Source organism: Amycolatopsis sp. NPDC005961, from assembly GCF_040629235.1.
In the GTDB taxonomy this organism is placed as follows: domain Bacteria; phylum Actinomycetota; class Actinomycetes; order Mycobacteriales; family Pseudonocardiaceae; genus Amycolatopsis; species Amycolatopsis camponoti.
Genome location: NZ_JBEXVF010000034.1, coordinates 76,920 through 96,451 on the forward strand (window position 1 = coordinate 76,920; position 19,532 = coordinate 96,451).

20 protein-coding genes are annotated in these 19,532 nt (G+C 70.6%); 11 read left to right on the forward strand and 9 right to left on the reverse strand.

The window, feature by feature from the left end; translation table 11 throughout:
* The first annotated feature begins 8 nt into the window (after window positions 1–8).
* The gene (locus ABZ342_RS27600) at window positions 9–551 is read left to right on the forward strand and encodes a DinB family protein (RefSeq protein ID WP_360478675.1); all 543 of its coding nucleotides are present in this window, start codon (window positions 9–11) and stop codon (window positions 549–551) included.
* Between the two features lie 4 nt (window positions 552–555).
* Here ABZ342_RS27600 and ABZ342_RS27605 read toward each other — a convergent pair whose 3' ends face one another.
* Window positions 556–1,191: a TMEM175 family protein gene (locus ABZ342_RS27605; RefSeq protein ID WP_360478678.1), complete on the reverse strand. Its 636-nt coding sequence runs from the start codon at window positions 1,189–1,191 to the stop codon at window positions 556–558.
* 69 nt (window positions 1,192–1,260) lie between these two features.
* Here ABZ342_RS27605 and ABZ342_RS27610 point away from each other — a divergent pair, with 69 nt between their 5' ends.
* Both ABZ342_RS27610 and ABZ342_RS27615 read left to right on the forward strand, forming a co-directional pair.
* Entirely contained in the window at window positions 1,261–2,907 is a 1,647-nt protein-coding gene (locus ABZ342_RS27610) for a lyase family protein (RefSeq protein WP_360478681.1), read from the forward strand.
* A gap of 140 nt (window positions 2,908–3,047) precedes the next feature.
* Window positions 3,048–4,037: an SCO0930 family lipoprotein gene (locus ABZ342_RS27615; RefSeq protein WP_155548604.1), complete on the forward strand. Its 990-nt coding sequence runs from the start codon at window positions 3,048–3,050 to the stop codon at window positions 4,035–4,037.
* A 14-nt stretch (window positions 4,038–4,051) separates the two neighbouring features.
* Here ABZ342_RS27615 and ABZ342_RS27620 read toward each other — a convergent pair whose 3' ends face one another.
* Window positions 4,052–4,702, reverse strand: a complete 651-nt coding sequence (locus ABZ342_RS27620) for a DUF4383 domain-containing protein (protein ID WP_360478684.1) — start codon at window positions 4,700–4,702, stop codon at window positions 4,052–4,054.
* 190 nt (window positions 4,703–4,892) lie between these two features.
* On the opposite strand from ABZ342_RS27620, the gene ABZ342_RS27625 reads away from it, so the two are divergent.
* Complete coding sequence (locus tag ABZ342_RS27625) at window positions 4,893–5,774, forward strand: hypothetical protein (RefSeq protein WP_360478687.1); 882 nt, start codon at window positions 4,893–4,895, stop codon at window positions 5,772–5,774.
* 428 nt (window positions 5,775–6,202) lie between these two features.
* On the opposite strand, the gene ABZ342_RS27630 is transcribed toward ABZ342_RS27625, so the two are convergent.
* The gene (locus ABZ342_RS27630) at window positions 6,203–7,408 is read right to left on the reverse strand and encodes an alpha/beta hydrolase-fold protein (RefSeq protein WP_155548601.1); all 1,206 of its coding nucleotides are present in this window, start codon (window positions 7,406–7,408) and stop codon (window positions 6,203–6,205) included.
* 147 nt (window positions 7,409–7,555) lie between these two features.
* Window positions 7,556–8,518: an alpha/beta hydrolase gene (locus ABZ342_RS27635; protein ID WP_360478691.1), complete on the reverse strand. Its 963-nt coding sequence runs from the start codon at window positions 8,516–8,518 to the stop codon at window positions 7,556–7,558.
* A gap of 150 nt (window positions 8,519–8,668) precedes the next feature.
* On the opposite strand from ABZ342_RS27635, the gene ABZ342_RS27640 reads away from it, so the two are divergent.
* Entirely contained in the window at window positions 8,669–9,118 is a 450-nt protein-coding gene (locus tag ABZ342_RS27640) for a MarR family transcriptional regulator (RefSeq protein ID WP_155548599.1), read from the forward strand.
* Entirely contained in the window at window positions 9,115–9,957 is an 843-nt protein-coding gene (locus tag ABZ342_RS27645; protein ID WP_360478695.1) for an SAM-dependent methyltransferase, read from the forward strand. Before ABZ342_RS27640 ends, ABZ342_RS27645 begins: the two co-directional genes overlap by 4 nt.
* 82 nt (window positions 9,958–10,039) lie before the next feature.
* Here the strand turns inward: ABZ342_RS27645 and ABZ342_RS27650 are convergent, their stop codons facing one another.
* Window positions 10,040–10,978: a patatin family protein gene (locus ABZ342_RS27650; RefSeq protein ID WP_230863055.1), complete on the reverse strand. Its 939-nt coding sequence runs from the start codon at window positions 10,976–10,978 to the stop codon at window positions 10,040–10,042.
* Between the two features lie 103 nt (window positions 10,979–11,081).
* On the opposite strand from ABZ342_RS27650, the gene ABZ342_RS27655 reads away from it, so the two are divergent.
* Genes ABZ342_RS27655 through ABZ342_RS27665 form a run of 3 tightly spaced genes read left to right on the forward strand, consistent with a single transcriptional unit; the run spans window position 11,082 to window position 14,640 of the window.
* On the forward strand, window positions 11,082–11,624 hold the full coding sequence (locus tag ABZ342_RS27655; protein ID WP_360478698.1) for a PadR family transcriptional regulator: 543 nt from the start codon (window positions 11,082–11,084) through the stop codon (window positions 11,622–11,624).
* A complete protein-coding gene (locus ABZ342_RS27660) occupies window positions 11,624–13,636 on the forward strand; it encodes an NADPH-dependent 2,4-dienoyl-CoA reductase (protein ID WP_360478701.1) in 2,013 nt (670 codons plus the stop codon). The genes ABZ342_RS27655 and ABZ342_RS27660 overlap by 1 nt, the downstream gene beginning before the upstream one ends.
* 50 nt (window positions 13,637–13,686) lie before the next feature.
* Window positions 13,687–14,640 (forward strand): prephenate dehydrogenase, encoded by a 954-nt coding sequence (locus ABZ342_RS27665; RefSeq protein ID WP_360478722.1) that lies wholly within the window; start codon window positions 13,687–13,689, stop codon window positions 14,638–14,640.
* Here the strand turns inward: ABZ342_RS27665 and ABZ342_RS27670 are convergent, their stop codons facing one another.
* Window positions 14,641–14,850: an antitoxin gene (locus tag ABZ342_RS27670; RefSeq protein ID WP_360478704.1), complete on the reverse strand. Its 210-nt coding sequence runs from the start codon at window positions 14,848–14,850 to the stop codon at window positions 14,641–14,643. It abuts the gene before it with no gap.
* Between the two features lie 23 nt (window positions 14,851–14,873).
* On the reverse strand, window positions 14,874–16,841 hold the full coding sequence (locus tag ABZ342_RS27675; RefSeq protein ID WP_360478707.1) for an FUSC family protein: 1,968 nt from the start codon (window positions 16,839–16,841) through the stop codon (window positions 14,874–14,876).
* A 68-nt stretch (window positions 16,842–16,909) separates the two neighbouring features.
* Here ABZ342_RS27675 and ABZ342_RS27680 point away from each other — a divergent pair, with 68 nt between their 5' ends.
* Together ABZ342_RS27680 and ABZ342_RS27685 are read left to right on the forward strand one after the other, a co-directional pair.
* A complete protein-coding gene (locus ABZ342_RS27680; RefSeq protein ID WP_360478710.1) occupies window positions 16,910–17,347 on the forward strand; it encodes an SRPBCC family protein in 438 nt (145 codons plus the stop codon).
* Window positions 17,348–17,468: 121 nt separating this feature from the next.
* Window positions 17,469–18,224 (forward strand): polysaccharide deacetylase family protein, encoded by a 756-nt coding sequence (locus ABZ342_RS27685; RefSeq protein ID WP_155549433.1) that lies wholly within the window; start codon window positions 17,469–17,471, stop codon window positions 18,222–18,224.
* On the opposite strand, the gene ABZ342_RS27690 is transcribed toward ABZ342_RS27685, so the two are convergent.
* Both ABZ342_RS27690 and ABZ342_RS27695 read right to left on the reverse strand, forming a co-directional pair.
* Window positions 18,221–18,694, reverse strand: a complete 474-nt coding sequence (locus ABZ342_RS27690; protein ID WP_155548591.1) for a carboxypeptidase regulatory-like domain-containing protein — start codon at window positions 18,692–18,694, stop codon at window positions 18,221–18,223. The two genes, ABZ342_RS27685 and ABZ342_RS27690, sit on opposite strands and share 4 nt — an antisense overlap.
* Complete coding sequence (locus ABZ342_RS27695; protein ID WP_155548590.1) at window positions 18,691–19,296, reverse strand: sigma-70 family RNA polymerase sigma factor; 606 nt, start codon at window positions 19,294–19,296, stop codon at window positions 18,691–18,693. The genes ABZ342_RS27690 and ABZ342_RS27695 overlap by 4 nt, the downstream gene beginning before the upstream one ends.
* Between the last annotated feature and the right edge of the window lie 236 nt (window positions 19,297–19,532).

Here is a 19,532-nt window from a genome sequence, read left to right on the forward strand (position 1 = left end):
CTCCGCACATGACCGAACACACGGCCCCAGTGGCCGCCCCGAGCCGGCTGACCGGCGACCGGATCGACCCGACGCCGGTCGCCGACGAGCGCCAGGCGCTGACCGAAAGCCTCGACTACTACCGGCGCACCTTCGAGCTGAAGTGCGAAGGTCTGGACCCCGGCCGATTATCCGAACGCTCGGTGCCACCGTCGACGTTGACGCTGCACGGCCTGCTGCGGCACCTCACCGGTGTCGAACGCTGGTGGTTCCGGATCCAGTTCGCGGGTGAGGACGTTCCGAACCTGTACTACTCCGACGACGACCCGGAGCAGGACTTCACGGCGCTGGACGGTGATGTCGGCGAGGCTTTTTCCTTGTGGCACGCCGAATGTGCGCGTTCCCGGGAGATCGTCGCGACGAGTTCGCTGGAGCAGACGGGGACGCGGATCAGCACCGGCGAACCGTTCACGTTGCGGTGGCTGATGCTGCGGATGATCGGCGAGTACGCGCGCCACATCGGGCAGGCCGACCTGGTCCGCGAGCGGATCGACGGCGCCACCGGCGAATGACGGCTCAGGCTAGCGCCGCCGGGCGGCGAAGCCGGAAGAGGGGGTTGCCCACGAACGGAATGACGACCCAGCACGCGTAGGCCCAGTGCGTGAAGAAAGCGACCGGGATCGAGACGGCGAAGGCGGCGATCATCGCGCCGAGGCCGCGGTAGAACTCGCCGAAGAGCTCCGGCGGGGTGTCCGCGCGGTGGAGGTGGTGCCGCTGGATCTGCCTGGTCATCACGAGGAGCAAGGCCAGCGCGACGACCTGCACGAGTGCGTACAGGACGAAGCGGAACTCGAACCCGCCGTCCTCGGCGATCACCTTCGTGGTGAACGGCATGAGCGCCATCGTCAGCAGCCAGCCGAAGGTGAGCTGCAGGAGCCCGCCGCGCACGGTGGTGACGAAGGGGAACAGACGGTGGTGGGCGCGCCAGTGCACGGCGACGACGATGAAGCTGATCAGGACGTATTCGGATTGATGATGCCCGAGTGAACGCAGCAGTTCGGCGTTGGTGGCGCCCTCCGGCAGCGGTAGCTCGAGCGCGAGCAGGGTGATCGCGATGGCGACGACGGCGTCCGAGAAGAAGGTGAGGCGCTCGGCGGCGATAGCCCGGGCTTCGGAGCCGACAGTGTCCTCATCGGACGTGGCGCTACTCATGGCGGGTGAGCCTGCCAGATCGCGGCTGTGGGAAGGCAGCCGCAGTCGAAGGCGTGCGATGCTGGCGCGATGACCGTCGACCCCGATTCCGGACTCCTGTCCCCGGTCCGGGCCGGTACGCCGGCCGAAGCTTCGACCGGTGACGAGGCCTGGTTGTGCGCGATGCTCGACGCCGAGGCGGCGCTCGCGAGAGCGCAGGCGCGGCTCGGGACGGTGCCGCCCGGAGCCGCGGACGCGATCACGGAGGCCGCAGACACGGCGCGGATCGACGTCGTCGAGCTGGCGCGCGGGTCACGGGCGACGGCGAACCCGGTCGTCGGGCTGGTCAAGGCGCTGACGTCGGCCGTCGGCGCGATCGCGCCCGAGGCGGCCGAGTACGTACACCGCGGGTCGACCAGCCAGGACATCCTCGACACGGCGATGATGCTGGTCGCGGAACGGACGCTGCGACCGTTGGCCGCCGACCTGGACGCCACGGCCGAGGCGCTGGCCGAGCTGGCGCGCGAGCATCGGGACACGACGATGGCCGGCCGCACGCTGACGGCGCACGCGGTGCCGACGACGTTCGGGCTCAAGGCCGCGGGCTGGCGGCAGCTGGTGCTGGACGCGGCCGTCCGGGTCCGGCGCGTGCTGGACGGCGGGCTGCCGGTGTCACTGGGTGGCGCGGCCGGGACGCTGGCGGCGTACCTCGAGTACGCCCGTCTGGCGGACGCGGCTTCGCTGGAGCAGACGGGGCACCCCGGGCAAGAGGGCGCGCAGGAGCGGGAGAGGGCCGGAGAGCGGGAGGGCGGGGGCGGGGGCGGGGGCGGGGGCGGGGGCGGGGGCCAGGATCTCGCCGACGCTGCCGCCGAGGCCGGGGACCTCGGCACTACCGCTGAGCCCGGACACCCCGACACTGCCGTCTTGTCCGGACGGCCCGGCAACCGCCCCGACGGCGACCGCAGTGAGGTGTCCAGCCACGGCGCCGACTACGCGGAACGCCTGACCGCCGCGTTCGCCGAGGAGACGGGGCTGGCCGCTCCCTTGCTTCCGTGGCACTCGCTGCGGACACCCGTCGTCGATCTCGCGGGCGCGCTCGCGTTCACCGCGGGCGCGCTGGGGAAGCTGGCCGTCGATGTCGCGACGCTCAGCCGGACCGAGCTCGGCGAGGTCGTCGAGCCGGCCGCCGAGGGGCGGGGCGGCTCCACCGCGATGCCGCACAAGCGGAACCCGGTGCTCGCGACGCTGATCCGTTCGGCCGCGCTGCAGGTGCCGGTGCTGGCCGCGGGCGTCACGCAGTCGATGCTGACCGAGGACGAGCGGTCGGCCGGGGTGTGGCATGCCGAGTGGCAGCTGATCCGTGAATGCCTCCGGCTGACCGGCGGTGCCGCGCGCACGGCTGTCGAGCTGGCGCGTGGGCTCACCGCGCGGCCTGGGCGGATGCAGGCGAACGTCGCGTCAACGCACGGGCTGATCGTGTCCGAACGGCTCTCCGCCGTGCTCGCGCCGCTGCTCGGCAAAGCCAAGGCCAAGGAGCTGCTCGGCGAGGCGTCTCAGCGGGCGGTGCGCGATGACCGGCCGTTGCGGGAGGTGCTGGACGAGCTACCCGCGATCACCGACGTCCTCACCCCGGCGGCGCTGGACGCTCTTCTCGACCCGTCCGCGTACGCCGGCGCCGCGGCGACGCTGGTCGATCGCGCCCTCGGCGAGCCGCGGCCGGGCAGTGTTTCGGAGTAACGCCTGGCCGGGCCACCCTCTGACCAGGCGTGGGACTCCGGCGAAAATTCTTTGAACCGCCTTCGCCGAGTGTCCGTGTAGTGGGTATCAGGCAGCCGCACCGAGCGGCGGGAAACCCAACGGACACAAGGAGAACTTCCATGCTTCGCACGCGCATCGCCGTCTCCGTCGCCGCGGCGGCAGCCGGGCTGGCAGTGCTCACCGCTTGCTCGGGTGCCGAAACTGCTCAGCCGGTCATCGCCCCCGCAGCGGCGGGGGGCACCGGCGGCGGTCAGATCGCCAACGGGCAGGTCGGCAACGCCGCCCCCGCGTCGAACGAGTCGAAACTGGTCGTCGCGGACGTCGCCAGTGTCGGACAGGTGATCACCGACCAGAACGGCATGACCCTCTATCGCTTCGACAAGGACACGGCCAAGCCGCCGAAGTCCAATTGCGACGGTGATTGCGCCAAGGCCTGGCCGCCGGTGCTGTCTACCGGCGACGTGCAGGTGCAGGGCATCGACAAGAGCCTCGTCGGGAAGGTGACGCGCTCCGACGGCACCGAGCAGATCACCGTCGGCGGGTGGGCGCTCTACCGCTACGCCAAGGACACCAAGGCCGGCGACGCGACCGGCCAGGGCGTCGGCGGCGCCTGGTACGCCGCCAACGCCAAGGGCGGGAAGGCCGGACAGGCCGCCAGTGAGGCCGGCGTCGTCAAGCTGAGCGCCAGCAACATCGACGGCCTCGGTGAGGCGATCGTCGACCAGAACGGCATGACCCTCTACCTGTTCCAGAAGGACACCAAGAAGGCCAAGACCTCCGCCTGCAACGGCGACTGCGCCAAGACCTGGCCGCCGGTTCTCTCCAACGGCAAGGTCGAGCTGCAGGGCATCGACTCGAAGCTCCTCGGCAGCATCAAGCGCTCCGACGGCACCGAGCAGGTCACCATCGGCGGCTGGCCGGTCTACACCTTCGCGAAGGACCTGAAGCCGGGCGACGCGAACGGCATGGGCGTCAACGGCACCTGGTTCGTCATCGAGCCCAACGGGTGCAAGGTCGGCACCACCCCCAGCTCCACCGCCAACCAGGCTCCGGCTGACAGTGGAACCGGGAGCAGCAGCAACTCCGGCTCGGGTGGCACCACCTACTGAGTCATCACGAACTTCTAGTGGGCGAGGCCCGGCGGACGCTCTTCACGAGCGACCTCCGGGCCTCGCTCGTCGTGGTGGCGGCGCAGGAACGAACGGCGCCGCGGCTGCTCGGCGTCCGAAGCCGAAGCCGGGATCGTCTCCGTGCGGGCGGTGTCCGTGACGCGGTCGGTGCGCTGCTCGACGACGGTCGGCTCGTCGGCCACCTCCTCCTCGGGGACGAGGATGGTGCGGCGGGCGGGCAGCACGGCGATCAGCAGACCGAGCGCGGCGACGCCGAGGTGCAGCCAGGTGTCGGCGCGGCCCATGTCCAGCGGGTTGCCGGCGTTGGCGAACGGGTTGGTCGAGATGAGGCCGTCGATCATCAGGCCCCACACGAAGAGGGCGCCGTAGAAGATGAAGAGCAGCCAGCCGAACGTCCGGGCGCGGCCCGAGCCGAACGCCAGCAGCAGCCCGACGACGCCGGTGACGACGCGGACCAGGCTCATGAGCGGGTTCCCGGAGAACCGCCAGAATCCGGCGTCGTGGTGGCCGGCGAAGTTCCCGACGCCCGTCCTCGTGAACCCGATGATGCCGACGATGAGGAACGCGATCCCGGCCAGTCCGGCCAGCACCTGCGCCGGCTGCAGGCCGCGAACCCGGATGCGTGCGCCTTTCGCGTGATTCATGACTCCAGTCCTTCCCAGAGTGTGGTGACGATCGTCACCGCACACAGGTACCCCGCGAACACAGTGCGCGAAACGACGGCGCTTGCCCGCAGCGCCCCGGAGCGTTCCCGGATCCGGGTCGATCCGAGAGCTATCCCACAAACTCACCCGATCCAGGGAACGCCGGGGTGCGTTCCCGGCAATCCGGATCATGCGCAAGCTGAGCGGCATCTTCCTGGTGGGACTGTGCGTGGGGGCGATCGGCGCGGTGGCTGTCACGATCAGTCATGGTGCGGTTCAGCCGCCCAGGGCGATCGCCGTCACAGAAGTGGTGACAACGATGTCGGAATCGCCGTCCGTGCCCGGTTCGACGCCCACGCCGACGCCGTCGCCCAAGCTGACGCCGAAGCCCGCGGCCAAGCCCGAGTCCAAGGTGGACGCCGGCGAGCTGGACCGGATGGTGGCCGGGGGCGAAGTCAGCGCCGTCGTGGTCGACCGGCAGGCCGGGAAGACGCTCGTTTCGGTGCACGCGGACCGCGCTTACACGTCGGCGTCGCTCGTGAAACTGCTGATCGCCTTGGCCGTGCTCGAACGGGGCGGTCCCGCTCCGCAGGTGCAGAAGATGCTGTCGCGCAGCGACGACGACCTCGCGAGCCAGTTCTGGTCGGCCTACGGCGGGCCGTCGATCGTGACGGGGTGGGCCAAGAAGATCGGCCTCACCGGCACCCGCGCGCCCGCGGACCCGGGGCGGTGGGGCGACACGCTGATCACGGCGAAGGACGTCGCGCGGATCTACCAGTACGTCGCGGCGCACGCGCCCGGCACGATCCTCGCCGCGCTGCGGGCCGCGACCGAGCGGGGTTCGGACGGTTTCCGCCAGTACTTCGGCATCCCGGATGCCGCGGGCGACCGGCCGTGGGCGGTGAAGCAGGGCTGGTCCTGCTGCCGGCCGACGCGGATGCTGCACACCTCGGGCCTGGTCGGCGAGGACGGCCGCTACATCGTGGTGGTGCTGAGCGAGCACCCGGCTTCGGTCGACTACGCGACCGCCTCGAAGCGGGTGACGCAGGTGGTCTCGGCCCTGCTGGGGTGAGCAACCCCGCGGCGGACGGTGGGACGGGGTCGCGGGCGGGCTCGGCCTGCGGCACCGCAGACGGACCGCGGCGGGCTCAGCCCGGGGACCGGGGACGGACCGCAGCAGGCTCAGCCCGCAGCACCGAGGACAGGGTCGCGGCAGGCTCAGCCCGCAGCACCACGGACAGACCGCGGCAGGCTCAGCCCGCAGCACCACGGACAGACCGCGGCAGGCTCAGCCCGCAGCACCGCCGACAGACCACGGCGGGCTCGGCCCGAGGCACCGCCGACAGACCACGGCGGGCTCGCCCCGGGGCACCGAGGACAGGGTCGCGTCGGCTACGCCCGGGGCACCAAGAAGAGAGTCGCGGCGGCTAAGCCCGACTCACCGCAAGTACACCTCGACAGGTCCGACCCGGGCCACCGCGGGTCAGGAATCCTTGGGGGCTACTGATCCGTGTCCGCCAGCGCGCCGTGTGCGCCGGAGTGCGGCAGGGGCCATGGCAGCACCCCTCCGGTGGTCTCGACCTGTCGCCCCGCCGGGGCCGGGGCCAGGGTGTGTGCGCCGATCCAATTCAGGATGTCCGGGATCTGGGACTTGAACGTGTTCATGTTGTGGCCCGCGTCCGGGATGCGCCACGACGAAAACTGCAGCGGGGGCCGGGCCGCAGCGCGGATCTGGTCGATCGCGAAGCTCTCGTACTTCTCCTTGTCGCCCGAGATCGCCAGGATTTCGACCGGGGACGGGTGGAGCCGGACGTTCACGCGGACGTTGTTCGCGTCGTTGATGTCCTGACGGCCGTGGAACAGGTCCTCGGTCTCCGCGTCGACCTGGGCCTTGTCGTAGCCGCTGACGCTGACCGCCTGGCCGTACCACTGCGGGTGGCGCGTCACCAGGTTCATCGCGCAGTAGCCGCCGGACGACCAGCCCGCCATCGTCCACGCGCGGCGGTCCGGCGAGACGCCGAGCTTCTGCTGGGCCCAGTCGCGCAGGTCAGCCGTGAGGTACGTGTCGTTCGCCGTTCCGTTGACCTCGTCGACGCATTCCGTGTCGTGGCCGACCTTCGGGACGCCCGTCGGGTCGGGGACGATCACCACCGTCGGCGGGAGCGCTTTCCGCGCGATCGCCGCGTCGAGCTGCTGGGGCATGCCGTAGACGGGGAAGACCTCGGGGCCGGACGGGTAGTTCGGGATCCACTCGATCGCCGGGAACCGCAGTTCCTTGTACGCCGCGTCGAAGTACTGCGGGGGCAGGTAGACCGTGACGTCGCGGGTCAGCTTGGTGCGCCGGCCCGTCACCTTCATGTGGACGACCGTTCCCTTGCCTTCGTGGGCGTGCGCAACGCCGGTGTCGCGTAGCTTCTCGAGGTCCTCGCCGTTCTGCGACGCTTCCGCGTCTGTGCCCTGGCCGGCGTACACACCGGTGCCGAGCAGCGATCCGACGGTCGGGAAGAACCCGCCGATCATGTTGCCCGCCATGCCGGTCGTGAGCACGAGCAGCACGACCGCGAGCAGCACCGTGGCGCTGCGCCACAGCCGCTTGCGCTTCCAGCGGTCCCAGAACCACGGGACCGCGATGATCGCGAGCAGCGTCAGCACGACCACCACGATCATGTTGACCGGCGAATCCAGCCGGATGCTGCTCAGGTTCATGGGATCGGTCCTTCCGGGCGGGCAGTGAATGCGCACCCGGAACCCCCCGGACTCGCGTATATATCACGTTTGAGCAGGCATGCACGTTGCGACCTTGTGAGTTGCGTCATAGGGCCGCAACGTGCTGCGTACTCAGCGTTTTCTCAGTTATTTCTCCAAAGCGCGGGTCAGGACGGTGATGGCCTGCGTGATCGCGGCCTCAGCCGCGTGCGTCTCGCGGAGCGCGTTGACCATCACGAAGTCGTGGATGATCCCCTGGTACCGCACGGCCGTGACGGGCACTCCGGCCTGACGCAGCTTCGCCGCGTACGCCTCGCCTTCGTCGCGGAGCACGTCCGCCTCGCCGGTGATCACGAGTGCCGGCGGGAGCCCGGCCAGCTCGTCGAGCGACGCGCGCAGCGGGGACGCGGTGATCTCCGCTCGCTGCGCGGGATCCGTCGTGTACTGGTCCCAGAACCACTTCATGCCTTCGCGGCCGAGGAAATAGCCCTCGGCGAACTTCGTGTACGACTCGGTGTCGAAGTTCGCGTCGGTGACCGGGTAGAAGAGCACCTGCTGGCGGAAGGTGACGTCGCCGCGCTGCTTCGCGAGCAGCGTCAGGGCCGCCGTCATGTTCCCGCCGACGGAGTCGCCCGCGATCGCGATGCGCGAGGTGTCCAGCCCCTGCGAAGCGCCGTTCGAAGCGACCCACTTCGCCACGGCGTAGCTCTGCTCGATGGCGACGGGGTAGCGCGCCTCCGGCGAGCGGTCGTACTCGGGGAACACGACGGCCGCGCCGACGCCGGCGGCCAGCTCGCGCACCAGGCGCTGGTGGGTGTGGAAGTCGCCGAAGACCCAGCCGGCGCCGTGGATGTAGAGGATCACCGGAAGCGGGCCGGAAACGCCGGCCGGGCGGACGATCCGGGTCTCGACCTCGCCGGTCGGGCCGCCGGGGACCTTGAGCACCTCGACCGACGCGTCGGCCATGGCGACCTCGCCGTCCTGGACGCCGTCGACGGCCTTGCGTCCTTCCTCCGGCGGCAGCTGGAACAGGTACGGCGGCTGGTCGGTGGCCTCGGCGAACGCCTGCGCGGCCGGCTCCAGGGCGAGGTTGTGCGGGTTGGCGGTCATGTCGTCCTCCTCGGTTCGAGCTGATGTCATCAAAGTAGCTCCCAATTGAGTTGTGCACAACTTAATGTTGCCCAATGAGATGCAGGGCACTTAAGTTGCCGCGCAGCGCACTCTCGGGGACCATGGAGAGTTACGAGAGAGGAGGACGCCATGGCATCTCTGCGGCTGGACGACCAGCTCTGCTTCGGGCTGTACTCGGCGTCGCGCGCGGTGACGTCGCTGTACCGGGTCGTCCTGGAAGACCTCGACCTGACCTATCCCCAGTACCTCGTCATGCTGGCGCTCTGGGAGAAGGACCACCGCCTGGTGAAGGAGCTCGGCGCCGAGCTGAACCTCGATTCGGGCACGCTTTCGCCGCTCCTCAAGCGGTTGCAGACCGCGGGCCTGGTGATCCGGAACCGGCAGGCCGACGACGAACGGTCGGTCCGCGTCAGCCTGAGCGAGACCGGACAGGCGCTGCGCGAGAAGGCGGCGGGCATCCCCGATGTGATCGGCGCGGCGATGAGCCTGGACGAAGCCGGGGTGGCCCGGATGCGGGCCGAGCTGGACCGGCTGACAGAGTCGGTGAACGCCTACCGGGAGGCCATGGCACCGGCATGATCAACCACGACGACGCGCTCAAGGCCGTCGAGAGCAGTCTCGACCGGCCGTCCGCCGCGCGGATCTACGACTACTTCATCGGCGGGAACACGAACTACGCGATCGACCGCGCGTTCGCCGAGAAGGTGCGCGCCCGGCTGCCACTCATGGGCGAGTACTGCCTGACGAGCCGCCAGTTCCTCGGCCGCGCGGTCCGCGAATGCGTGCGCGCCGGCATCCGGCAGTTCGTCGACATCGGCTCGGGGCTGCCGACCGCGGGCAACGTCCACGAGGTAGCCGACGAAGAGTGCGAAGAGCTCGACACGCGCGTGCTCTACATCGACAACGAACCGATCGCCCTCGCGCATTCGACGCTGCTGCTCGCCGACACCGCCGACCCGGAGCGCCACCACGCCATCGCCGCGGACTTCCTGCGGCCCGAGGACCTCTGGGACCGGGTGACGGCTTCGGACGTCATCGACGTGCGCGAGCCGGTCGCCCTGGTGATCAACGCCGTCATGCACTTCATCAAGGACGAGCAGCGCCCCGACGAGCTGCTCGCGTACTACCGCGACCGGCTGCCCGCCGGCTCCCTGCTGGTGCTCTCGCAGATGACCAACGAGAACCCGGTCAACGACGACGAGCGGCAGGCGCTGGTCGACCTGCTCGAGTACTACGAAACCACGACGAACCCGGGTTTCCTGCGCCCCATGGCGGAGTTCGAACGCTTCTTCGGCGGCTGGCCGATGCTCGAGCCGGGCCTGGTCTACGCGCCGGCGTGGCACCCGGACGAGCGGACGGTGTTCGCCGGCTCGCCGTCGGAGTCGCGGGTGATCGGCGGCGTCGCGCGCAAGCCTTGACCCACCTGGCTTCAACCCCCGGGTTGACGTCCTGTGTCGCTCGGCGCGCAGCGGCTCGTCGTCCAGTCCCGGGCCACCCCGGCTACGAAGCCTCGCGTAGGCCTTCGAGCACGTCGAGGACCGCGTCCTTGCCGAGCTCCACGGCCTTGCGCAGCACCTCGGGGTCGCGCTCCAGCACCGCCACGTCCGGCGATCCCACCGGCGGCCGGATGCTCAGGATCCGCGGGTCGGATGCCAGGACGTCCTCGTCCTCGACGTCGCGCCGGAAGGTGTCGCGCCACGCGGGAATCGCGCCCGGGGCCTGGCGGCGCAGGAAACGCGGCACCACGACGTCGTACGCCCGCGGCGGGGGCAGCGGCAGCTCGTCCGCGCGGCGCGTCCGCAGCACCAGGACGTCCGTGGCGCCCTGGTCCAACGCCGTCCGGTACGGGATCGGCTCGGCGACGCCGGCGTCGACGAACCGGCGGCCGGCCATCGGGATCGGCGGGCCGGCCAGCACCGGCATGCAGGACGACGCCGCGAGGGCGACCTTGACCGCGTCGACGTCGTCGAGAAAGGGGTGCAGGTCGGTCGACTCCCCCGTGTCGGCGTCGGTGGCCAGCGGGTGGAACGTCACCGGGTTGGCCAGGATCGCCGGGAAGTCCATCGGCTCCAGCACCGAATAGACCTGGTGGACGAGGTATTCGAGGTCGATCACCGCACGGCCGCGCAGGGTGTGCAGCGGGTTGATGATCCGGCGCATGACGACCGGGTTCCACCAGGTCCGCACGCCCGTCGACGAGCACCCGCTGAGCAGCCAGGCGCCGTTCAGCGCGCCGGCCGACGAGCCGTAGACGGCGTCGAACACGGGGACGGCGCCCAGTTCGTCCAGCGCCAGGGCCATGCCGCTCGAGTAGGTGCCGCGGCTGCTGCCGCCTTCGATGGCGAGCGCGAGGCGCCTGCCGTCGGTGCGTTCGCCCGGGACACTGCCCGTCGCCAGTCGTTCGGAGATCAGTTCGAGTACCGGGTGCACTCTCTCCATCCTCGTCGTTTCGCGCGAGTAGTCGACCCGATTTATCCCCCTCAAGGGGTGAAGTGATGCGCGCCTCGTTGCACTGCAACTCGTTGCATAGGACCCTCGGACGATGGCACTGGAGCACGCGATCCTCGTCTCGCTGTCCGAGCGCGCCGGCTCGGGCTACGAGCTCACGCGCCGGTTCGAGAAGTCGATCGGGCTGTTCTGGAGCGCCACCCACCAGCAGATCTACCGCGTGCTGAAGCGGATGGAAGAGGCAGGCTGGGTCGCGGTCGACGTCGTCGCGCAGTCGGGACGGCCGGACAAGAAGGTCTACACGGTCAGCGACAGCGGACGCGCCGAGCTGGTCCGCTGGCTGGCCGAGCCCGACCCGTCGGCCGGGCCCGTGGAACTCGCCGTGAAGATCCGCGGCGCGACTTTCGGCGATCCCGCGAAAGTCGCCGAAGAGATCGTCCGGCACCGCGCGAGACACGCCGAGCGCCTCGACGTCTACCGCCAGATCGAGAAGCGCGACTTCCCCGCGCCGGCCGCGCTGACCGGCCGGCACCTGCACCAGTACCTGGTCCTGCGCGGCGGCATCCGCGTCGAAGAGGGCCAGGTCGAGTGGTTCGACGAAGTGCTCGCCGCCCTCCACCACGAGAAGGACTCCTGATGAGCCCGTACCCGAACCTGCTCTCGCCCCTGGACCTCGGTTTCACGACGCTGCGCAACCGCGTCCTGATGGGGTCGATGCACACCGGTCTCGAGGACAAGGCCGCGCACTTCCCCGAGCTGGCCGAGTACTACGCCGAACGCGCCCGCGGCGGGGTCGGCCTGATCGTCACCGGCGGTTTCGCGCCGAACAAGACCGGCTGGCTGCTGCCGCTCGCCTCCAAGCTGACGACGTCCGCCGAAGCGCGGCAACACCGGCAGCTCACCGCGCCGGTGCACGAGGCAGGCGGGAAGATCGCGCTGCAGGTCCTGCACGCGGGCCGGTACGCCTACCACCCGCTGAGCGTGTCCGCGTCGAGCATCAAGGCGCCGATCAACCCGTTCCGGCCGCGCGCGCTGACCGGCTACGGCGTGCGTCAGCAGATCAACGCCTTCGCGAACTGCGCCGCTCTCGCGCGCGAAGCGGGCTACGACGGCGTCGAGATCATGGGCTCCGAGGGTTACCTGATCAACCAGTTCCTGGCCGAGCGCACCAACAAGCGCACGGACGCCTGGGGCGGCACGCCGGAGAAGCGCCGCCGGTTCGCCGTCGAGATCGTCAAGCGCACCAGGGAAAAGGCCGGCGACGACTTCATCATCATCTACCGGCTCTCCATGCTCGACCTCGTCGAAGGCGGCCAGCGCTGGGAGGACGTCGTCGCGCTCGCTCAAGAAGTCGAGGCCGCCGGCGCGACGATCATCAACACCGGCATCGGCTGGCACGAAGCCCGCGTGCCGACGATCGTGACGTCGGTGCCCCGCGCCGCCTTCACCTGGGTGACCGGGAAGCTCAAGCCGCACGTGACCATCCCGGTCGTCACGTCGAACCGGATCAACATGCCGCAGGTGGCCGAGGAGGCGCTGAGCAACGGCGACGCCGACCTCGTGTCGATGGCGCGGCCGTTCCTCGCCGACCCCGAGTGGATCCGGAAGGCCGAGACGGGCCGCGAGGACGAGATCAACACGTGCATCGCCTGCAACCAGGCCTGTCTGGACCACGCCTTCAAGCGCAAGCTCGTGTCCTGCATGGTCAACCCGCGCGCCGGTCACGAAACCACGCTGACGCTCGCCCCGACGCGACGCTCGAAGCACGTCGCCGTCGTCGGCGCCGGGCCCGCCGGCCTGTCGACGGCGACCGCGCTGGCCGAACGCGGCCACAGCGTCGAGCTGTTCGAGGCCGGCGACGAGATCGGCGGCCAGTTCGGCATCGCGCGGAAGATCCCCGGCAAGGAGGAGTTCGCCGAGACGATCCGCTACTACCGGCGCCGCGTCGAGGTGACCGGCGTGAAGCTGCACCTCGGCACCCGCGTGACCGCCGGCGACCTCACCGGCTTCGACGAGGTCGTGCTGGCCACCGGCGTCGCGCCGCGGGTGCCGTCGCTGCCCGGGATCGACCACCCGAAGGTGCTCTCCTACGTCGACGTCGTCCGCCACGGGAAGCCGGTCGGCGAGCGGGTCGCCGTGATCGGGGCCGGCGGGATCGGCGTCGACGTCAGCGAGTTCCTCACGCACACCGCTTCGCCCGCGCTCGACCTCGACGCGTGGATGGCCGAGTGGGGTGTCACCGACCCGGAACAGGCGGCGGGCGGGCTCACCGAACGCAGGCCCGAACCGTCGCCACGGCAGGTGTTCCTGCTGCAGCGCAAGAAGTCCGGGATCGGTTCCGGGCTCGGCAAGACCTCGGGCTGGGTGCACCGGGCCGCACTCAAGGCGAAGCGCGTCGAGCAGATCACCGGCGTGACGTACGAGCGGATCGACGACGACGGGCTGCACATCACCGTCGACGGCAAGCCGCGGCTGCTGGGAGTCGACACGGTCGTCGTCTGCGCCGGTCAGGAACCCGTGCGGGATCTCGCGGACGCACTGCGTGCCGCCGGGCTCCCGGTGCACCTCGTCGGAGGTGCCGACGTCGCCGCGGAACTCGACGCGAAACGGGCGATCGACCAGGGAACGAGGCTCGCCGCCGCGCTGTAGCACCAGATGCGTCCGGCACTGGCAGGATGGGGCCCGTGCGAGACGTATGCGTGATCGGGCTCGGGCTGATCGGCGGTTCGCTGCTGCGCGCGGTGGCCGCCAGCGGCCGCACGGCGTTCGGCGCCGCGGTTTCCGAAGTGGACGCCGACGCGGCCAGCAGAGCGGGTTACGACGTCACGACGGACGTCGAAGCCGCCCTGCACCGCGCCGACGCCGAAGACGCGATGGTGGTGCTCGCCGCGCCGCTCACCGCGGTCGAGGACCTGCTGCGCCTGGTTTCCCAGCACGCGTCGCACTGCCTGCTCACCGACGTGACCAGCGTGAAAGCGCCGGTGCTGGACGCCGTCCGCCGTCGCGTGCCGTACACGCGGTTCGTCGGCGGGCACCCGATGGCGGGGACGTCGAACTCGGGTTGGCTGGCCGGCGACGCCGCGCTGTTCCAGGGGGCGGCGTGGGTGGTCGGCGTCGAGGACGACACCGACCTCGACGCCTGGTCCGAGGTCACCCGGCTCGTGCTGGACATCGGCGCGCACGTCGTCCCGCTGCCCGCCGAGTCGCACGACGAAGCCGTCGCCCGGATCTCGCACCTGCCGCACCTGCTGGCGGCCATTCTCGCCACGATCGGCGCCGAGGGCGGGCCGCTGGCCATGTCGCTGGCCGCCGGGTCGTACCGCGACGGGACGCGTGTCGCGGGGTCGAATCCTCAGCTCGTGCGCGCGATGACCGAAGGCAACCGGGACGCGCTGCTGCCGATCGTCGACGAAGCCCTCGGCCGGCTCGGCGCCGCGCGCGGCTCGCTGGCCTCGACCGGCGGCCTGGCGGCGACGATCAACGCGGGGTACGAAGGCGCGCAAGCGCTTGCGGCCAGCCTGGACGCCGAACGCGCGGGCGTCCGGATCAGCCTTTCGGCGCCGGACGCCCGGCAGGGCCTCATCGCACTCGGCGAACGCGGCGGCCGGATCACCGGCCTCGCGGACGGGATCGCGACCGGCGAAGTCCAGTAACTACTGGGCCGGCGGGGTGTCCGGCTTGTCGTCGAACTTGTCGAGGAAGCTCTTCGCCTTCTCGATGCCGCTGTCGATCTGCTCGTCGTGCCCGGAGAACTTCGACTTCGCGAAGTCACCCGCCTTGTCGAGGCCGTCCTCGATCTTGTCGCCGTGCTCCCGCAGGGCCTCTTCGGCCTTGCCCTTCAACGCATCGAAGTCGATTCCCATGACGGTATTGAACAGCACTCCCGTCACGTACGCCTGTGGTAGGGCAGGAACCGCCGGACGAGCCGCAACGGCGTGCGTTCCACCAGGTCAGGACCGCGGACGGCGTCGAACGCCGACTCCAGCTGGTCGACCACCCCGCCCAGCTGCGGGCGGTCGGGCAGCGGCATCGAGCGCGGTTCGCGCTGCTCGCGGATCGCCGACGCCAGCTCACCCAGTGCGGCGGTGAGCAGCTCGATGTCGCCGGGTTCCGGCGGCGCCACTCCGCGGCCGATCGTCACGCCGACCTCGGTGACGGCGTCCGCGACGCGTTCCTGCGCGGCGATGACCGGCCACCACGCCACCGCCTGGCGGCCGTTCGCGGACGGCTCGACGACGACCTGCTGGAACGCCGTCCGCAGGTCGGCGAGCGCCCGGTAGGCCCCGCGCCGAGCCCGGGACCGCGCCAGCCGCGCCTCCCCTTCCGACGCCTCGACCAGGGCATGGGACACGTACTTCGCGACGGCGTCGAGCCCGTCGGCCAGCCGGCCGCCGACCTGCGGACGACGGCTGCCCGGCCAGAGCAGGTAGCCGAAGACGAGCACGATCACGCAGCCCAGGACGGTGTCGACCAGCCGGGCCACCACGACGTCCCAGCTGCCGGTGTTCGCCAGGTCCATCTGCAGGATGATCAACGGCGTCACGAACGCGCTGAGGATGCCGTAGTTGCGCACCTTCCCGACCGCGACGCCGCCGGCGAAGATCGCGATCAGCGCGACCAGGAGCCAGCCCTGCCCGCCGACGCCGAGGACGATGGCGCCGACCCCGACGCCGACGACGGTGCCGATCCCGCGCAGCACCGCGCGGCCGAAGACCGACCCGAAGTCGGGCTTGAGCACGATCCCGACGGTCAGGGTGATCCAGTAGGACCGCTCGAACGGCACCAGCAGCCCGACGACCTCGGCGATCGCGACGCACAAAGTCAGCCGCAGCGCGGCGATCCACGTCAGCGGGCCGGACGCGAGCGAACCCGCCCACGTCCGCAACCGCCGGTACCAGGGTGTCGGCTCACGGCGCTTGCGGTCGTCGCCCTTGCCGATCCGGACCAGGCCGGCGTACAGCGCGGCGAGCACCGGGTCGGTCTCGTCGTCCGGCATCGGGGGCGGTTCCGGCAGCGGCTGGCTGGCCAGGACCGTCGCCGACAGCGCGACGAAGTGGTCGATGACCTCCCGCGGCGTGCGGCGGCCGGCGTTGACCATCGCCACCGACGCCTCGACCGCGGGCGTCGTCGCCGAGAGCAGGTTGAGCAGGTGCCGGTAGGCGGCGTCGCGGCCGGACAGCCACGAGCGCGCGGTGAGCAGCTGGTCGTACGCGGTGTTCATGGCCGTGGTCAGCCGGTGGCGGGCCACGCGCGAGACGGCTTCGTCGGTCGCCGAGAGCATCGCGGCCAGCTCGACGTAGACGTGCGCGACGGCGGAGCGTTCGGGGCTGGTCGCCCGGAACGTCCAGCTGGCGAGCGCCACCGAGAGGCTCCACACCGCGCCGAGGCAGAAGAAGCCGAAGAGGACCTCGACGCGCACGCCGGTCGCGTGCTGACCGGTGCCGAGCACGCAGAACACGAACATCTGCAGCCCGGCGACCGAGGCGTTGCTCCCGGCCGCGCTGATCAGCGCGGACACCGCCGCGACCAGGATCACCGCGGGCACCGACAGCGCGGGCGTGCCGCCGGTCAGCAGCCCGACGGCGTAGCCGGCCGTCGCCGCCAGCGTCGCGCCGCCGAGCCGGCGGGCGCGGTAGCGGTACGGGCCGGCCGACTCGGACAGCACGGCGGGCAGCGCGCCGGTCGAGATCAGCGCGCCGACGGCGATGTCCCCGGCCGCGTAGGCGACCGCGAGCGGCACGGCCAGCGCGATGACGGCGCGGGCGACCATGTTCCACGGCACCGGGACCGGCTTGCTGCGCAGGAGCTGGGTCAGCCAGTGCGGCGCGGCGATGTCGGGACGCGGCGTGCTCACGCCCCCATCTTGACCTACGCTGCGCGGAACGCTTAATTATCAGTCTGTCAACAACGTGGGAGGTTCCGGTGGGCCGCAAGTTCTCCTTCGAGGTCAACCGCACGAGCACCGCGCCACCGGAGGCGTTGTTCGAGCGCGAAGCCGACGGTCCGCGCTGGGCGGAGTGGGGAAAGCCACTCATCGTGCAGGCCCGCTGGAAGCGTCCGGGCCCCGGCGTCGGTGCCGTCCGCGAGGTCGGTCTCTGGCCGGTGCTGATCCGCGAAGAGACGGTCGAGTACGAGCCGGGCCGCAAGCACGTCTACACGTTCTTCGGCGCGAACCCGATCAAGGACTACCGCGCCGAGGTGGTCTGCACGCCCACCGCCGACGGCGGGACGCACCTGCGCTGGACGGGCTCGTTCACCGAGCCGGTCAAGGGCAGCGGCCCGATCGTGGCGGCCGGACTCGAACGGGTGATCCGGCTGTTCTCCGGCAAGCTGGTCAAGGCGGCCGAAAAAGGACGCTGAGCTGGGTGGCTCCGGCCACACAAGATCAGCCGACGCAACTTAATACCCCACCCCAACGTCACCCGTTCGTGTAGTTCTTCGCTACGCGGAAGGGGGATGCGGGATGAAGCGCGTCGCAGCCGTGGCCGTCGCCGCGGCACTGGCATGGACGACACTGACGGCCTGCTCGGCGCACGAGCCGGCCGAACCGGAGGCCGGCGCGAGCCAGCCGAACCCGGCACCTGGCGGCGGGCCGGGGGCGACGACGTCGGCGCCGTACCCGTTCGGCACGGTCCAGCAGAAGGCGCCGGCGATCGCGGACGGCCAGGTCCCGGTCGTCCGCCGGATCACCACCGACAAGCCGTACGTCTTCCTCACGATGGACGACGGCGCGGTCAAGGACCCCGACGCGCTGAAGCTGATGCAGCAGAACGGCACCCACCCGGTGCTGTTCCTGAACGAGAAGTACGTGAAGGGCCACGAGGCCTACTTCAAGCAGATCCTCGACGCCACCGGCGCGACGCTCGGCGACCACACGGTCGACCACCCGAACCTCAAGGGCAAGCCGTTCGAGTTCCAGCGCAAGGAGATCTGCGACGACGCGGACGACTTCCAGAAGAGCCTCGGCGTGCGGCCGTCGCTGTTCCGGCCGCCGTTCGGCAACTACGACCAGACCACGCTGCGCGCGGCGGCCGCGTGCGGCATGCGCGTCGCGGTGCTGTGGACGGCCGCGGTCAACGACGGGCACGTCCAGTTCCAGGCCGGCGACAAGCTCAAGCCCGGCGACATCGTGCTCATGCACTTCCGGAAGACCTTCAAAGAGGACTACACGGCGTTCGTCGAGCAGGCGAAGAAGGACGGACTCACGCCCGTCCCCCTCGCCGACTTCCTGGGTTAGAGCACCACGGTCGGCGTCACGACCGTCCGGCGGCACGTGACGTCACCGAGGTGCACGAGGATCTGCGTGGTCCCGCGCGGCACGTTGTCGAGCACGAACCGGCCGCCTTCGTCGGCGGTCGTGGACGACGTCCCGTGCTCGGCGACCCGCACCTCGACGCCGTACTGGCCGGCCGGCACCAGCCAGCCGTCGATGCGGTGCAGCTTGCCCATCTTGGTCAGGTTGATCATCACCGTCAGGTCGCTGACGGTGAAGGTGATCGTCCCGGTGCCGCCGCCGCGGACGCCGGCCAGGTCGTCCATCCGCTCCCACCTCGCGACCTCGACGTCGAGGTCTTCGAGCGCGAGCGCGAACTGGACCCGCTGCACCAGGTCACCCGGTGGCGGGTCCAGCTCGTCGAGGAAGCGGCCGATGCCGGCCAGGATCAGGTCATCGGAAAAGGCCTCGCCCGGCGTTCCGAGGTCGTTCATCGGCTTCCCCCTTCACTGGCGAGGAGATCGCGCATCTGGTCGAGGCAGCGCCCTCTGGTCGGTCCGACACTGCCGCGTGGCATCCGCAGTGCCTCGGCGACGAGCTGGTACTCCGCGCGACCCGCGAGCACGGTCAACCGGAGCAGGTCCTGACAGCGGTGGGGCAGCCGGACGAAGGCGCGCCAGACCCGGCGGTCGCGGTCGGCGCGGACGGCTTCGTCTTCGGGTGCCGGTTGGGTGCTCGGCATGGCTTCGGCGACTTCGTCGCTCAGCGGCACGGGCTGCATGCGGCGGCCGAAGGGGTGCGTGGCCTCGCGCCGGGTGGTCGTGATCAGCCACGCGGCGAGGGCTTTGGGGTCCCTGAGCTTCCCGAGCTGGCTGAAGAGGGCGAGCCACACGGTCTGGACGACGTCCTCGGCGATCGAGCGGTCGAGGCCGTTGGCCCGGGCGACGTGCCAGACGAGCGGTGTCAGCTCGGCGACGAGGCGGTCCATCGCGCGGCGGTCACCGTCCCGGGCGGCCTGCATGCACGCAGCGTGCAGCTCGGCGCCGGTCAAGCCCTCCCAAGGCGGGTCTACCTCTGTGGTTTGCACGTCGGTCACGGTATCTGCCCCTCTTCGGAAAAGTCTTCGAGTCGGCTTCGGCAGTATCGCGGGTCCTTCGGGGGGAAGGAGCGTGCAGGTGGATCTCGGATACATCAAGGTCACTTACTTCGTCGGTCGCGCTTCCGGTCAATGACGACTGGGGGAGGCACCGGCCGGCGCGTGCCTTGGGGTCGGCGAGGTAGACGCCGCCGCCGTTCGAGAAGTGCAAGGAGCGCGTCACCCGGTAGGGGAAC

Excerpts from the sequence above, each read along its gene's own strand:
- ABZ342_RS27600 (WP_360478675.1), top strand. The coding sequence starts at position 9 with ATGACCGAACACACGGCCCCAGTGGCCGCCCCGAGCCGGCTGACCGGC.
- ABZ342_RS27605 (WP_360478678.1), bottom strand. The coding sequence starts at position 1,191 with ATGAGTAGCGCCACGTCCGATGAGGACACTGTCGGCTCCGAAGCCCGG.
- ABZ342_RS27610 (WP_360478681.1), top strand. The coding sequence starts at position 1,261 with ATGACCGTCGACCCCGATTCCGGACTCCTGTCCCCGGTCCGGGCCGGT.
- ABZ342_RS27615 (WP_155548604.1), top strand. The coding sequence starts at position 3,048 with ATGCTTCGCACGCGCATCGCCGTCTCCGTCGCCGCGGCGGCAGCCGGG.
- ABZ342_RS27620 (WP_360478684.1), bottom strand. The coding sequence starts at position 4,702 with ATGAATCACGCGAAAGGCGCACGCATCCGGGTTCGCGGCCTGCAGCCG.
- ABZ342_RS27625 (WP_360478687.1), top strand. The coding sequence starts at position 4,893 with ATGCGCAAGCTGAGCGGCATCTTCCTGGTGGGACTGTGCGTGGGGGCG.
- ABZ342_RS27630 (WP_155548601.1), bottom strand. The coding sequence starts at position 7,408 with ATGAACCTGAGCAGCATCCGGCTGGATTCGCCGGTCAACATGATCGTG.
- ABZ342_RS27635 (WP_360478691.1), bottom strand. The coding sequence starts at position 8,518 with ATGACCGCCAACCCGCACAACCTCGCCCTGGAGCCGGCCGCGCAGGCG.
- ABZ342_RS27640 (WP_155548599.1), top strand. The coding sequence starts at position 8,669 with ATGGCATCTCTGCGGCTGGACGACCAGCTCTGCTTCGGGCTGTACTCG.
- ABZ342_RS27645 (WP_360478695.1), top strand. The coding sequence starts at position 9,115 with ATGATCAACCACGACGACGCGCTCAAGGCCGTCGAGAGCAGTCTCGAC.
- ABZ342_RS27650 (WP_230863055.1), bottom strand. The coding sequence starts at position 10,978 with ATGGAGAGAGTGCACCCGGTACTCGAACTGATCTCCGAACGACTGGCG.
- ABZ342_RS27655 (WP_360478698.1), top strand. The coding sequence starts at position 11,082 with ATGGCACTGGAGCACGCGATCCTCGTCTCGCTGTCCGAGCGCGCCGGC.
- ABZ342_RS27660 (WP_360478701.1), top strand. The coding sequence starts at position 11,624 with ATGAGCCCGTACCCGAACCTGCTCTCGCCCCTGGACCTCGGTTTCACG.
- ABZ342_RS27670 (WP_360478704.1), bottom strand. The coding sequence starts at position 14,850 with ATGGGAATCGACTTCGATGCGTTGAAGGGCAAGGCCGAAGAGGCCCTG.
- ABZ342_RS27690 (WP_155548591.1), bottom strand. The coding sequence starts at position 18,694 with ATGAACGACCTCGGAACGCCGGGCGAGGCCTTTTCCGATGACCTGATC.